This window comes from Chitinophaga eiseniae, assembly GCF_900167135.1.
GTDB lineage: Bacteria > Bacteroidota > Bacteroidia > Chitinophagales > Chitinophagaceae > Chitinophaga > Chitinophaga eiseniae.
Genome location: NZ_FUWZ01000001.1, coordinates 1,101,309 through 1,115,823 on the forward strand (window position 1 = coordinate 1,101,309; position 14,515 = coordinate 1,115,823).

10 protein-coding genes are annotated in these 14,515 nt (G+C 52.6%); 6 read left to right on the forward strand and 4 right to left on the reverse strand.

The genetic code is table 11. The features are described 5' to 3' along the window. Positions 1-171: 171 nt before the first annotated feature. Complete coding sequence (locus B5D63_RS04660) at positions 172-1,332, forward strand: SGNH/GDSL hydrolase family protein (RefSeq protein ID WP_078667577.1); 1,161 nt, start codon at positions 172-174, stop codon at positions 1,330-1,332. 34 nt (positions 1,333-1,366) lie between these two features. After that, a complete protein-coding gene (locus tag B5D63_RS04665; RefSeq protein ID WP_078667578.1) occupies positions 1,367-1,921 on the forward strand; it encodes a sugar O-acetyltransferase in 555 nt (184 codons plus the stop codon). Between the two features lie 92 nt (positions 1,922-2,013). Here the strand turns inward: B5D63_RS04665 and B5D63_RS04670 are convergent, their stop codons facing one another. The 4 genes from B5D63_RS04670 to B5D63_RS04685 form a co-directional block, all read right to left on the reverse strand. After that, a complete protein-coding gene (locus B5D63_RS04670) occupies positions 2,014-4,266 on the reverse strand; it encodes a CocE/NonD family hydrolase (protein WP_200816915.1) in 2,253 nt (750 codons plus the stop codon). A 36-nt stretch (positions 4,267-4,302) separates the two neighbouring features. Continuing rightward, positions 4,303-5,022: a LytR/AlgR family response regulator transcription factor gene (locus tag B5D63_RS04675; RefSeq protein WP_078667579.1), complete on the reverse strand. Its 720-nt coding sequence runs from the start codon at positions 5,020-5,022 to the stop codon at positions 4,303-4,305. 9 nt (positions 5,023-5,031) lie between these two features. Continuing rightward, positions 5,032-6,081, reverse strand: coding sequence for a sensor histidine kinase (locus tag B5D63_RS04680; protein WP_078667580.1), 1,050 nt, complete (start codon positions 6,079-6,081; stop codon positions 5,032-5,034). Positions 6,082-6,155: 74 nt separating this feature from the next. Continuing rightward, a complete protein-coding gene (locus B5D63_RS04685) occupies positions 6,156-7,355 on the reverse strand; it encodes a glycosyltransferase family 87 protein (RefSeq protein WP_078667581.1) in 1,200 nt (399 codons plus the stop codon). A 212-nt stretch (positions 7,356-7,567) separates the two neighbouring features. Here B5D63_RS04685 and B5D63_RS04690 point away from each other — a divergent pair, with 212 nt between their 5' ends. The 4 genes from B5D63_RS04690 (at position 7,568) to B5D63_RS04705 (ending at position 14,515) form a co-directional block, all read left to right on the forward strand. Next, positions 7,568-8,137: an RNA polymerase sigma factor gene (locus tag B5D63_RS04690; RefSeq protein ID WP_078667582.1), complete on the forward strand. Its 570-nt coding sequence runs from the start codon at positions 7,568-7,570 to the stop codon at positions 8,135-8,137. Between the two features lie 110 nt (positions 8,138-8,247). Continuing rightward, positions 8,248-9,213: a FecR family protein gene (locus B5D63_RS04695; protein ID WP_078667583.1), complete on the forward strand. Its 966-nt coding sequence runs from the start codon at positions 8,248-8,250 to the stop codon at positions 9,211-9,213. An 87-nt stretch (positions 9,214-9,300) separates the two neighbouring features. Further along, complete coding sequence (locus B5D63_RS04700) at positions 9,301-12,780, forward strand: TonB-dependent receptor domain-containing protein (protein ID WP_078667584.1); 3,480 nt, start codon at positions 9,301-9,303, stop codon at positions 12,778-12,780. A gap of 31 nt (positions 12,781-12,811) precedes the next feature. After that, the gene (locus B5D63_RS04705) at positions 12,812-14,515 is read left to right on the forward strand and encodes a DUF4397 domain-containing protein (protein WP_143312761.1); all 1,704 of its coding nucleotides are present in this window, start codon (positions 12,812-12,814) and stop codon (positions 14,513-14,515) included.

A 14,515-nucleotide genomic window follows, 5' to 3' on the forward strand; every position in this document is an offset into this window, starting at 1 on the left:
GCAGTGTTCTGGTACCTCCGGAAAAAGAGGCTTAATAAAAGGCTACTCTACAACGTGCCCCAGGGCTTTAACCCTGGATGGCCGGATGGATGAAAATCCAATCAGCCCCGGCGAAAATTCAGCAGGAATATTTTCGGTCAGCCGGTTATCTTGCCGTTAGAATATTCCGTTATGAAAAAACTACTCCCGGTATTGTTGCTGCTACTGGTCATGCTGCCGGCATGGGCGCAGCTGAAAAGTGAAACCTTTATTGCCCGCTATGGCAACCTGGACAATGCGTGGCATTGTATCAGTGCCCGTAAAAAAGCGACCGTAGCCTTTCTGGGCGGTTCTATTACCAATATGGAAGGCTGGCGCGGCAAGGTGGGAGATTACCTTGTCCGCACGTATCCGGCTACGGCTTTTACGCTGCTGAATGCAGGTATTCCTTCGCTGGGCAGCCTGCCGCATGCTTTCCGCCTGCAGCAGGATGTGCTGGACAAAGGCCCGGTAGACCTGCTTTTTGTGGAAGCGGCAGTCAATGATAAAGTCAACGGTACACCGGCCGGCGTGCAGCGAAGGGCACTGGAAGGGATTATCCGGCACGCGCTGACGACGAATCCGCATATGAATATCGTACTGATGGCCTTTGTGGATGAAGATAAAATGGCGGACTACCGGGCGGGAAAGACACCGGCGGAAGTGGCGCTGCATGAGGAAATGGCGCGGCGTTATCATCTGCCTTTCGTTAACCTGGCCCGGGAGGTGACGACCCGTATAGATGCGGGAGAGTTCACCTGGAAAGTGGACTTTAAAGACCTGCATCCGTCGCCGTTTGGGCAGGAAGTATATTTTAACGCTATCCGCCAGTTGCTGGACAGCGCGTTTAGAAAAAAGGCCCCGCGAAAGGCGGTGGCAGCTGTACTGCCGCCGGCGTCCGACCCGTTCAGCTATGACGCAGGTCATTACGTGGACGTACACACGGCCAGGCGCCTGCGTGACTTCACGGTGGACGAATCCTGGAAACCATCTGACAAGGTGCACACAAGACCGGGATTTGTGGACGTGCCCATGCTGGTGTCCGGCACAACGGAGGCGAGCATGGAGTTATCCTTCACAGGCCGCACCGTAGGCGTAGCGCTGCTTTCCGGTCCCGACGCCGGCGTGCTCCGCTACAGCATTGACGGAAAAGCGGTGCAGCAGATAGACACCCGCACACAATGGAGCCGCAGCCTTTATCTTCCGTGGTACCTGGTGCTGGGCGATGAGCTGGCTACGGGTACCCATACACTGAAAATTATTACTGCGCCCGGCAGTGTCTGCCGCATAGTACACTTCCTGGTGAACCGTTGAAAATGCCTATTTTCAGGATAACAACGGACATCATATGAAAAGCGAAAAAGAAAAAATGATCGCAGGCGAATTGTATGACGCCTCAGACCCGGAGCTACACGCTGAAAGAACAAGGGCTAAAAAGCTGCTGCACCGGTTGAACGTAACGGAGTACCTCGTCACCGACAGCACCCGGGAGGTGTTACGCGAACTGGTCCCGCATACAGCAGGACGCCTGTACATAGAACCGCCGTTTCACTGCGATTATGGCTATAATATTATTTGTGGCAACCAGGTGTATTTCAATGTCAATTGCGTAGTGCTGGATGTTTGCCCGGTGACAATCGGCAACAACGTGATGGTAGGGCCGGCGGCGCAGATATACACGGCCACGCACCCGCTGGATAAAGTGCATCGCCGCAGTGAAGAATATGGTAAACCGGTAGTGATCGGGGACGATTGCTGGATCGGCGGCAGGGCCATCATCTGCCCGGGTGTGACCATTGGCAGCGGTTCGGTCGTTGCCGCAGGTGCGGTGGTAACGAAAGATGTACCCGAAAATTCACTGGTAGCGGGCAATCCGGCGAAGGTGATCAGGAATATCGCCTGATAAGATAACAACGAAAAAGCCGCAGCAACGCCGCGGCTTTTTGCCTTTATGCAAATAATCATTATTTGTAGTAATCGAAAACAGCTACTTCTTTACCAGCGCGCAGCTGGTGCGCGCTGGTGATGGATGCCCACCTTGATGTAACTGTCATTTCGCCACCGTAGCTGCACCGGCTCACCGGCATCGGCGATGGTTTCTTCACTCACCTTTTTGCCTGTACCGTAGTTGATTTCTTCAAACGGATTCTGGTTGATGTTGATCACCACCACCAGCCGGCTGCCTTTGGCCAGTTGTTTACTGATCATACGGGTATTACTAAACGAAATGGTATTGACGCTGCCGGGTGTAAGCAACTGCCGCTTTTCGAGGCTGGCGGCGTAGCTGGCGCGCCCAATAAAATAGGAGAGCTGGAAATAGCGTCCGTCCGGCGTTTGTTCGTACAGGTTAATGCCAATGTCTACATCTTTTTTATTGGGGATGACCAGCAGCTTGCCCAGGAAAGAGCCGTTGACAGCCACGGAGGCCGGCAACGGATCACTGACAAACACAAGCCCGTTGGCGGTATTGATATTGCTGCCGGATAAAGGGGAAAGGATATAATTACCGGTAAATCTGCCACTTCTGACAGACAAGTCGGCCTGCTGCGGAATGAAAGCCGTATCTGTAGGTGGTTGGCGTACCAGCCGCTGTGGTGATAAGTAGAATGTCATTGTATCGTTGTTCATTTGCTGCAGCGATGGTACGTGTTTCCACTGGTTGGTGCCCATTACCTGGTAATTGATGCGGTCTTCCAGTATAGGCGGCTTGGGGGCCCCTTTCAGGATATGATCAAACCACTGGTAAATCAACTGATGCACACTGATGCGTGCGGCGTTGTCAATCGTATAACCGTTGACGTATGGAAGCGGCACGTGCTGGCAACCAAGATGATCATAGGGCCCGATGACGAGATAATGTGCCGCGTTGGGGCGGTACCGTAAGTGTTCTCTGTAATAATACATCGCACCGATTTGTGCGCCGTCGAAATAACCGGTCGTGCTGAGTATGGGGATGTCGATCCTGGCGAAGTCTTCTTTGTATGCCGTCATATTTTGCCAGTAGGCGTCGTAGTCAGGATGTGCCAGCCACCGGCGGTAAATGGGATTGGGCGTACCGTCTATACTGTCCAGCGTTTGATAGGCAGCGCCGCTGTGATACCAGTTGAACTGCATATTGCGCCAGCGGCCCCGGTCATTGTATGTTACGTTGTCCAGGAATTGGTTATTGGTGACATGGGGAATCCACGGATATACGAAACTCATGAACACATTGTTTTCTTTAGGTACATCAAAACCAGGCACCACTGCGGCAGATGGTACGATGGTTTTGAGTGCAGGCGGTACGCCTTCTTTAATAGCGGCCCATTGTGTAAAGCCCACGTAGCTGCCGCCGTACATGCCTATGCTGCCATTGCACCACGACTGGCGGCTGATCCAGTTGATCACGTCATGGGCATCGTTGCCGTCATGTTCGTAAGGCATGGCTATTTCGGGGCTGAGGCGTTTTCCCCGGGTATTAGCTACTACACCTACATAACCCTTGTCGGCCGCTTCTTTGGCGATGCAGAGATTACCGCCATCGGTGTAAATGGTGAAGAAAAAGATGACGGGCAACGGTCCCTGCTGATGCCTGGGCCGTACCACGATCGCCGATACGCTGGCACCGTCGCGGGTAGAGATCAGCAGGCTGTCGCGGATGTCGTAATGTTGCCGGTTGAACTGCCGCAGCAACGGCGCCGCCATTGCGCTGATGCGTGAAAGCAGCTGCCACGCGGCATAACGGCGGCACAGCTGTATGGCGTCTTGCAGCGCGATACTGTCCTGCCCTTCCAGTTGCGCCAGCTGCCGTTGCAGATCTGCGGCAAGGTAGGTGGTGTCCGCGATGTACCAGTTGTCGATGTCATACCGGCTGGCGTGTTGCAGACGTGCCACAGAGGTGCTGAATGCTTCCCTGAAAGCTTTTTCCACAGGCTCTTTACGCTGCAGCGCGTTAATATAAGTCTCGTATTGTATGAACCGCACGGGGGCTTTTTCCGCATCGCTTTGTGCATAGGCGCTGCGATATTCCCGGATAGTCTGTAATGCTGCTTTGTATTGCCGGGCGGTCAGTTGCACCATCAGCAGCTGCTGCAGATAGCCCCATCTGTCGTCGCCGGCCTGGAGCCGGGGAAGTAGCTTTTGCGCCAGCACAGGCATAGTGGTTGCCAGTAGTTGCTGATTAACGGCAGCTTCGCGGGGGAACGGTAGTGATTGTGCGGCGATGTTCCCGTACAGGCATAACAGCGCCCCCAGGAGAATATTTCTCATGAAAACCATCTTACAAAATATTAGAGGGAGAAAAAATTACATTTTATTCCACTGTTTGAAACGTACGCTCTGCCGGCTGGAAACAATAACGGTGGTATCCCCGCGGAGCGTCAGCTGCAGCCGGTCGCCGTCTATTGCCATGATATCCGTGATATAACGGCCATGCACCAACTGATACCGGTTGGCCCGGAAAAAAAAGGCCGGGTCCAGGCGTTCTTCCAGCTGGTTCAGGGAAGTTTTGATCAGCGCCTGTTTGTTCACCGAAAAGATGCGGGCGTAGTTGTTGACCGACTCCACCAGGTAAATATCGTTTTGCTGCAGGAAAAAACACTGATCGCCGTCTTTGATAAACAGCTGTTTGCCGGGCACGTTGCTGCCGGACAACGCGGCCCGCTCCCGTACTTTGGTACGGTGTTTTTCCATGGCTTGTGCAAACCGCTCCGTGCGGAAAGGTTTCAGCAGGTAGTCCAGCGCGTTATTGTCGAAGGCCTGTACGGCATAGGTGTCGTAAGCAGTGGTGAAAATAACATCCGGCACTGCCGGCAAACCGGCCAGCAGCTCAAACCCGCTGGCGCCAGGCATTTGCACGTCAAGGAACAATAGGCCGGGTTGCAGCCGGGGTATCAATACAAGCGCCTCCTGCACGTTGCGGGCTTCACCTGCTACCGCATAGTCGGCGTACGGCTGCAAGGCCCGTTTAATTTCTTCGCGGGCGGCCCGTTCATCGTCGATGATCACTACCTGTATTTTTTGCATACTGTATGTTTAACGGATAAAGGGGATGGAAATGACGGCCAGCACTTTCCCTTCCGGCAGCCCGGTGATCTCAAAGGACGCCCGGCCGGAATACTGTAGCTGCAGCCGTTCCCTGAGATTCCGGATACCCAGCCCGCCGGAAGCCGGCTGTTGTAGGGTACCCGGGTTTTGTACGGACAACAGTACCCGGTCCCCTTCACGGGCAACGTTGATGATGATGCAGCCACCGTCTGCACAGTGAGCAATACTATGTTTAATGGCGTTTTCCACCAGCGTCTGCAAACAGAGCGGCAGAATGCCCATGCTGTTCAGCGAAGCATCTGCCCGGAGATCTACCTGCAGCCGTTCTTCAAAACGTAGCTTCTCCAGTTCCAGGTAATCGCTGACCAGCTGCAGTTCTTCCTGCAGGGTGACCAGCTGATCGGTCCTTTTATACAGCGCATTGCGCAGCAGGTCTGAAAGCAGGTCTATCGCCCTGCGCGCCAGCGTCGGGTCTTCCAGTACCAGTGACTTGATATTGTTCAGCGAATTAAAAAAGAAATGCGGGTTGAGTTGCGCGGTAAGATTGTCCAGTTGCATTTCTTTCGTCAGCAGTTGCAGTTGAGCGTTTTCACGGGCCGCCGCATTTTGCTGCTGTGCATAATGATAGAGGTGCCAGGCCAGTACCCATACGGCCATGGTGCGGATGCCCGTCATAAAAGGCACGCGGCTGTTGATTTGCAGGTATTGGAAGAAAGTCTCCTGGTGATGGCCCCACCAGTAGAACCGCAACGACACCGCCAGCATGAAACAGACAGCAAGTATGGTAATAGCCGGTATAATACGCCACAGCAGTGCTTTGGGGCGTAGCAGGTGCCAGCCGTGCCGCAGGGCAAACCGGCGGTAGGCATGTGTCAGCAACAGGTTGACGGTGATGTCCAACACAAAATTGACAGCGGCAAAGCGGTAGCTGAAAGTAGCGCTACGGACAAAAGCATCCACCTCCCAGTAAAGGGCGGCGATCGTCCAGCCGGCCAGCTGGCATTGCCAGTAAGGAGATAACGGCGCCTGCTTTTTCATACCAGGCAAAGTAAACCGTTCCGCCGGACATAAAAAAGTAAAGTACAGGAGCGCAGGAAACAGGGGATAAGCGCCTATACCGCTGGCTGCTCCTGCGGGGCGTTGTCCTGCCTGGCAAAGCACAGATAGTATTGGAAATACAACAGCACCAGCAGGCAGGGCAACGCTTTCAGCTGATAGTTCACTGCTATTTTATTGATGAAGGACGGCACAAGGTCCGTAGGACAGAGGGAGGTGACGATCACCAGCAACCCCAGCAGGACGACAGACAGCGGTTTTTCAGGCAGCATCATCAATCCTACTACGGCGCCGGCAACAGCCATTATATAAGTAGGCGATTCGGTACTTTGATTAAACAGCACCACCCAGAGTAAGAGATAACCTCCCAGTATCCAGTGGTATTGCTGTGGCCTGTTTTTCCAGGCGAAATAAAGCGCGGTCGCCAGGCCTGACAGCGCCAGTGCGGTAACGGTCTTCCCGATGCCGCTACCGGCCTGGGGTGGGAGATGCAGCATCGCGAATATCATTCCCCGCACGGAACCATCTTCCAGGATCACAGGACTGGTGATCAGCTGATACCAGTCGTGGTAAGCGCGCAGCAGCTCCGCCGGCGACATCACTATCAGCGGCAACAAGGTGCCGGCCATACCGAACAACATACAGTACGCCAGATAGGTCAGCTTCCTGTCGTAGAAGAGGAATACGAGGCCGGTAATGGCGCCATATCCTTTGATGAAAAAACAAAGACAAGTGAACAACGCTGCCAGCAAGGGCCTGCCGCGGTCGAGGTTTACGACGGTCAACAACATCAACGCAGTCATAATGGGATTGGTCTGCGAGGACTGTATCGCATTCAACAGCTCCAGTATCAGCAGCCAGCTGATGATGTAACGTTTGTGGGCAGCCACCGGCAACTGACGCAGCGCATACAGAAAAAGACCGGCGCTACCCATCAACCATACAAAAAGTCCTGATGTGACCGGCAAAATAGCCAGCGGTGCAAAGAGTACAGGGAAAGTAGGGTGGTATAAAAAGTAGTCAAAATAAGTATCAGGATACAGCTGGTACAACGGCATATGCTGCAGCATATGGTCCCATGAGCTGCGGAAAATGATAAAGTTGTTATACCGCTGGGTGGCCAGCGACTGAAGGAATAACACCAGCGTACCAATGAAATATAGCACGGTAACGGTCACCGGCCGTTGATACCATAAAGGTTGGCGGTTGGCTGCAGTCAGCGAAATTACAGAAGTAGGTTTGTTATGCTTGGTCACAAGAAATCTATTAACGCTCGTATCATAGACGCGTGTTTGCCGGATACCCCCCACAGAGTCACTGAAAAAATATCACATTGTTTTTTAGTTGTATTTAAAAATGATGGAGTTACAGCGTGACTTGATAAAAATAATTGATAACAGTAAATTAAAATAACCCGGGAAACGGATTGCTTTACTTTGCAGGGCGATGTCAAAAAAAGCAGTTTTTCATGCAAAGCAGTGAAGATTTCGAGTTGCTCCACCTGATCAAGGCCGGCGATAAAAAAGCTTTTGAAACCTGTTTCAACAAGCACTGGCAACTATTGTACGCGCTGGCAGAACGGATACTTAAATCGGAAGACGACGCCAAAGACGTGGTGCAGATGGTGTACATCTCCCTGTGGGGGAGAAGAGAACAGTTAACGATCACCGGTTCGCTGCAACATTACCTGTTACAGGCTGTCCGCTACCAATCCCTTAAACGACTGAAAGAAATACTCGACAGTCCCGAACACCTGGACCGGGTACACGATCATTACCTGCCGGTGCTCAACAGCATCTGGCATAAGTTACATGAGTCAGACCTTTTTAATGAGATAGAAACCCAACTGGAAACGCTGCCTCCCCGGACCCGGGAAATGTTCCTGCTGAGCAGACGCCAACAGCTGTCCATCGCTGAAATAGCCCAGCGCATGGGCGTATCCGAGAAAACCGTCCGTAACCAGCTGCATATTGCCCTCAAAACGCTTCGTCATCATATTGCTGTCGCCCTCATTTTTGCCGATCTGATTGTTTGTTAATAATTCCTTAACCTGACCGCACGGGACAACGCCCTCTTTTCCGGGAACATATAGATAGAGAAGATCAGTTTTTTTACCCGAAGGCAGGAACTGCCTGATATACGGTCCTTATGAATGTAGCACAACTAAAAAGAATCATCAACAGGTATCTGGCAGGAAATGCTTCGGGTAAAGAAGCTGCACTGATAGAAACATGGTATGAGACCGCGTTGGAAGAAGCGCAGCAAACGCCGGCCAGTCCGCAAAGCGAAGCATACCGGCGAGAGGTGCTGGAGCGTCTGCGCCTCGACATGCAGGAAGCACCCACGGGAAAAATGGTCCGTTTTTCAAGAGTGCGCAACATCGCCGCTGCCTGCATCGTATTGCTCGGCGGCGCTTCCCTCGCCTGGAAATACCAGTACGATATCCTGGATGCCATAGATCCTGTACCGCTGGAAACCATTACCGCCCGCGCCTTCCAGGTGAAGCAGGTGGTGCTGCCCGACAGTTCGGTGGTTATCCTCAATGCCGGCAGTGAGCTTAGCTATCCCCGTCAGTTCCGCGGGAAAAAGCGACAGGTGCGGCTCAACGGTGAAGCATTTTTTAACGTTGCCCACAACCCTTCCGCAGCTTTTACGATCACAGCGCCGCACCTGCAGGTGCAGGTACTGGGCACCTCTTTCGTGATGACCGACAGCAGCCATATACAGGCCGCCAGGGTGAGCGTTAAAACAGGCCGCGTGGCAGTGTCGGCAGAAACGAAAGGATTCCCTGTTACACAACTGACGGCCAACCAGGAACTGTTTTATGATGAAGAAGACGGTGTGGTGAATATCAACCGTCATCATGAAGTAGACCTGGGCTGGACCAGCAAGCAGCTGGTGTTTAACAACGCCACGCTCTCGGAAGTCTTCCGCGAAATCGAAAATCTCTTTAACGTGAAAATACAGGTCAGCGATACCCGCATCCGCCAGCTGACGTTCACCGGCGCCTTCGATGCCGGTGACCCGCTACCGGACATGCTGAAAATAATCGCATTGTCCTACCGCCTGACCATTCAACAACAAAAAGACGGAACTATCAACATCAGCAACTAACAGCTAAAACTAAACACTAAAACCTGTTTACACCACCGCGCAAGCGGTGGTAACGGGGATCTTTTTTCAAAAAAACAATCAAAACGAATGAAGGGAAAAATTTTACCGGGATTAAAACAGACAGGATGGAGATGGGTGTGCAGCCTGGCGCTGGTGTTGTGTTTCCTGGCAACAGCGACCGCCCAGGAAAATGCGTTGGCAAAAAAGATCAGTATCAGCTTTAAGAACGAGGGACTGGTCCGCTGCTTCGAACTGGTGCAACAGCGCGGCGGTGTTACCTTCTTCTACAACCCTGCCGAAGTGAATGCCTCCGGCAAAAAATACAACGTCAGCTTCGACAACAAGACTGTACAGGAAGTGGTGGTTTACCTGTTGCAGGGCACCGGTCTGGAGTTCGAAATGGCCGACAACAAAAAGATCGTCATCCGTAAAGCACAACCCAAAACAGAAGCGCCCCGTAAATGGCGCACGCTGAGCGGCGTGGTAAGGGATGCCAAAAAAAACACGCCCATTGGCGGTGCGGAGATACTGGTGCAGAGCAGCGGTAGCCACCTCACTGCCGATGCCGGCGGGCGCTTTACCGTGGAAGTAAAAGACACGGTTGACGTACTGGTGGTGTACTTCGTAGGGTATGCCACTAAAATGGTGAAAGTAGGCGCCAGCAAAGCGCTCGACATCCATATACAGGCCGACAGCAAAACACTGGGCGGCGTAACCGTAGAAGCCCGCCGCCGTACCAATACGGAAGCCTCGCTGCTGACGGACCGTAAAAACGCCGCCGTGATATCTGACGGCATCTCCGCACAGAACATAGAAAGGACCGCCAGTATCACTACTACTCAGGCATTGCAGCGCGTGTCCGGTGTTACGGTTACGGATGAGAAGTACGTGGCTATCCGCGGCCTGGGAGACCGTAGCGTGATAGGTCAGCTCAACGGCGTACGCCTCGCTTCTTCCGATCCCGATCGCAGCGCTATCCCGCTGGACCTGGTGCCTTCCAGCCTGCTCGACAATATCACCGTGTATAAAAGCAGTACGCCCGATAAGCCGGCAGATGCTTCCGCAGGTATCGTGGAACTAAAAACAAAATCCATCCCCGATCGTCAAACGTTTAATATCACCATACAGAGCGGTTTTAATACTCAGGTTGGTCTTGGCGGAAAAGTCAACAGTTTCTACAACAGTGAAAACGGTTTCCTCGGCGGGAAAATTAAAGACAAAGGACTGAGCAGCGAGTTCCTGGCGTTGGCCAAACAATACCCTAACGGTCTTCGCGAGATACAGGATAAAATCGCTTTCAGCCGCAACGACCCTGCTTTGCAGGCCGAGGCTGCGCGCATCAACCGTATCATGCATCAGTTTGACCCGGTGCTGACAACGCAATATAAATCGGCGCCACTCAATCAGCAGTATGCATTGACTTATGGCAACAACTTCAAAGTATTTAAAAAACACCAGGTAGGTATTATCGCAGGGGCCAACTACTATAACCGTGTGACCGATACCTACGGTGGGGAGCTGACGCAGTGGAGCATCTACCAGGGCGTACTGACTGGCAGCAATGACGTGTACAGCCCGCGTATTATCCCCAACTACATCACCCCCAATAATATCCATCTGGGGAAATACCTGACGTATAAAGAGAACACCGGCGTACAAAACCTGAACTACGGCTTCCTCGGTGGCCTGGCTTACCGCTTTAACCCGCAGCATGAAATCAGTATGCAATACCTCGGTAGCCGTGGCGCGGAGACCAGAGCCAGCAACCTTTTCGGTGCTTACGAATATACCGGTCTGCCAGGTACGGTGTCCAACATTATCTATTCGCTTAAGCAGAGTTATCGTACACTCAATACGTTTAATCTGCAGGGCGAACATAAATTGACGAAAGGGGAATACAGCCCGCGGTTGAGCTACAACCTGGCCACCTCTTCTTCCAGCCAGGATGATCCTGACTATCGTTTTGTGAACCTGGCCGATTACAAACCGGTGAGTGGCGGCGCTTACCAGAAGCCTTCTCCGACACCCGGCGGTTCTGCGGAATATGTTTATTCCCCGGATTTATATTCTCTCGTGTCGGGATATGTGAATGGCTATGGTCCCTACGGCATCATCCAGGCCGATCCTAACGGCCGCCGTTTCCGCAAGCTGCACGAAACCAACTATAACTATAAGGCGGATCTCACGATCCCGTTTAAAGCACTGGGCCTGAGACAGGAATTTAAAACCGGCGTAAACTACTTACACCGTAAACGTGACTTTACAGAGAACGTGTTATTCCTGCCTGGCTCCAACTACTCTGCCAACAAGGCTTTACCCTTGTATGAAGTGAACGGTGATCTCAACAGGCTGGTAGGGCACGACCGTATCGGTATCCGTCCGCCTGCTGCCTATAACCCCGAAGGACAGCCGATGACCGGTGGCTTCCTGTATAATATCCAGAAGTCACCCAACAACTACAAAGGGTTTTATGAAACCCGTGCTTTCTATGGTATGCTCGATTTGCATCTGACAGACAACCTGCGTTTCACCGGCGGCGTGCGTTTTGAGTTGACCGACATACAGGCCGCGGTGGACACCGCCGGTGTATTCCTGGACCCATCCATCAGCACGCCCGATAAAGACGGCAACAAAGTAAACCTGGTGTATACCGAGCCTAACACTATCTACAAAACAGACTACAAGCCTTACTACTCTGCTAACCTGACCTATACACTGAATAAAAAAATGAATTTCCGGCTGGGCTACAGCAACTCGCTGGCGCGTCCGGAATTACGGGAACTGACCAACGTTTTTGACTTTGATCCGTTCCAGTTTGCCCTCGTGGTGGGTAATCCCAGGTTGAAAAACCAACTGACCACCAACTATGATTTCCGCTGGGAATGGTTCCCTTCAGGCGGAGAGGTACTGTCTGCTTCTGTTTTTTATAAAGAGATCGATAACCAGCTGACGAAAGTATACAAACAACAATCTTCCGGTCTGGATGCCCGTTTCCCGGAGTTCCCCGCGATTGAATTCCAGAATGATCCTAACAAAGGACGGGTATACGGTATAGAGCTGGAAGCAGTAAAGAACTTAGGCACTTTGGTGCCGGCGCTCAACTACTTTAACCTGGGCGCCAACCTTCTGCTCGCGCAGAGCGAAATCAAAAAGACGGCGGAAAGAATGCAGGCCTCACAGGCGCTGGACCGCCGTTCTCCCTCCAACAGCCCGTTGTTTGAACAGGCGCCTTACGCTGTTAACGTATTCCTCAATTACCTCAACACGAGGCTGGGTACGGACATGACCGTCACTTTTAATATGGTGGGCGAGCGGTTGATACAGGTGAACCTGGATGGAACGCCTGATCTGTATACCCGTCCCAACCCGGTACTGGACTTTGTGCTGAGCCAGCGTCTTTACAAACGCCTGATGTTTAAGGGATACGCGAAAAATATCCTTGACAGGCCATTGCAGGAGGTATATGCCAATCCCAATACAGGAGGTAAGTACTACGGAAAGGAGTATATCCGTCGCAGTTATAAACGTGGTACGGAAATCATGCTGGGACTGAGCTACACATTGTAAATACTAATTGAAACAAGCTAATCTGAATACGATGAAAAGATGCTTACACACGGTGATGTTGTACCTGTTGAGTGCCGGGACCATGACGTCCTGCACCAAGAAGGTGGACTTTGCGTACGACAACCGCGTCAATCCGCAGGCCGATGCTGCTTCCAGCGTCCGTATTGTGAACCTGCGGGGCGCCACGGAATTGATGATCGGCGGGAAGCAGTTGTCTGCTTTTGTGTTGCCTAATGCGGAAGGGTATTATGATCAGAACACGACAAAAGGAACGCCCTTCTTTCCGGAGACCGGCCGGATGGGCCTTACCTATACCATCCCGCAGCAGTTTGTGGGCGCTGCCGGTACGGTAAAGGACATACGTTTCGCTTCTTTTGCCCGCAATTTCGCGCTGGCGCTGACGAGGGGGTTTGTGGCGAAAGACGATTTCAGTCACCCGGTAGATTATTACTTCACTTATTTCGCGCCCAATGCAGGGCAGTTAACAGATTCCCTGTTTGCTATTCCCCGCTCGGTGTCGCCGCCGGCGAATCCCGAACGCTGCAAGGTGCGGCTGTTAAACCTCAGTTCCGCCAACATGCCGTTCGGCGGTGATATGCGTGTCACCTGGGCTGATGGCACTGCCATCGCCGGACTGGAAAACGTCGGCGCAGGAAAGTATTCCGATTACGTGGAGCTGCCTTACGGTACCTATCAGTTAAAGGTGATGACGATGAACGGGCAGATGGTGCCGGGGGTAGGCGGCAGTATACAATACCTCAACGTTATCAACCCACAGACCGGAACGATGATGTTGCCCGGGGTAAAAGCCAAACCCCGGGTGAATGGTTTTGTAGACAGCAAGTTGACGTTTGCGCCGTTGAAGACCTACCAGCCCGGTGGCGTGTACACCATTGTGGTGGCCGATCAGCCGAATTTCCAATACCCGACCGGTAGCGACAACGGCGAGACTTATCCGGCTAAGAATAATGCTTTCCGCATCATTGCCGACGCAGAACCTCAAAATAATACCTATGCCCGTCTGCAGGCGGTGAATGTGCTGCCGGGTAATTCCATTAAAGTAATGATAGATGGTAATATGCTGGGTAATACCCTGGCCTTCTCCGCGGCCTCTGTTTTTAAACCGGTTATAACAGGTACGCATGTACTGAAGGTGACCGATGCTGCCGGAGCGACGTTGGCGGATAGTATGATCTCGCTGTTGCCCGGTGACAACAGCACGATATGGATATACGAAAAGGCCGGGAAAGCGGCTATCAGCGTGGTACCCAATAATCTGAGCAATAGTTTTTACACCGGTGCCACGGAAGATGGCAGCTACAGTCTTGCTAAAATCGAATTCCCCAGCTGGATACGCTTTATGAATTTCTGCGCCGACGCGCCGGAGGTGACTTTCACCACAGACGACGGACAAATGCTGGGCAATGGCGTTGCCAGTCAGCGGTTGCAGTTAGGCATCCCCCTGGTGAAAAACCCTTACGCTATGCTGGACGCCAATTTTTACAACAGCGTGCTGGCCTATGCATCGAAGCAGGAGGTAGTGCCAGGCAACTGGCTGCGGCAAGTAACACCGCTACGGAGCCGGGATTTTATTGCTCAGCCGGAGTTGTATCCCGCGGGGCAGTCGCCGCTCAGCGAAGCCGGCGTATACACCGTGGCGCTGATCGGCCGCCTCAACACCAGCAAGCCGGGAAGCGAGAAAGCCCGGATGATCATCATCAAACACAATCAGTAA

Coding starts and splice junctions, on each gene's coding strand:
- B5D63_RS04660 (WP_078667577.1), top strand. CDS start 172: ATGAAAAAACTACTCCCGGTATTGTTGCTGCTACTGGTCATGCTGCCG.
- B5D63_RS04675 (WP_078667579.1), bottom strand. CDS start 5,022: ATGCAAAAAATACAGGTAGTGATCATCGACGATGAACGGGCCGCCCGC.
- B5D63_RS04680 (WP_078667580.1), bottom strand. CDS start 6,081: ATGAAAAAGCAGGCGCCGTTATCTCCTTACTGGCAATGCCAGCTGGCC.
- B5D63_RS04705 (WP_143312761.1), top strand. CDS start 12,812: ATGAAAAGATGCTTACACACGGTGATGTTGTACCTGTTGAGTGCCGGG.
- B5D63_RS04700 (WP_078667584.1), top strand. CDS start 9,301: ATGAAGGGAAAAATTTTACCGGGATTAAAACAGACAGGATGGAGATGG.
- B5D63_RS04670 (WP_200816915.1), bottom strand. CDS start 4,266: ATGAGAAATATTCTCCTGGGGGCGCTGTTATGCCTGTACGGGAACATC.
- B5D63_RS04690 (WP_078667582.1), top strand. CDS start 7,568: ATGCAAAGCAGTGAAGATTTCGAGTTGCTCCACCTGATCAAGGCCGGC.
- B5D63_RS04665 (WP_078667578.1), top strand. CDS start 1,367: ATGAAAAGCGAAAAAGAAAAAATGATCGCAGGCGAATTGTATGACGCC.
- B5D63_RS04695 (WP_078667583.1), top strand. CDS start 8,248: ATGAATGTAGCACAACTAAAAAGAATCATCAACAGGTATCTGGCAGGA.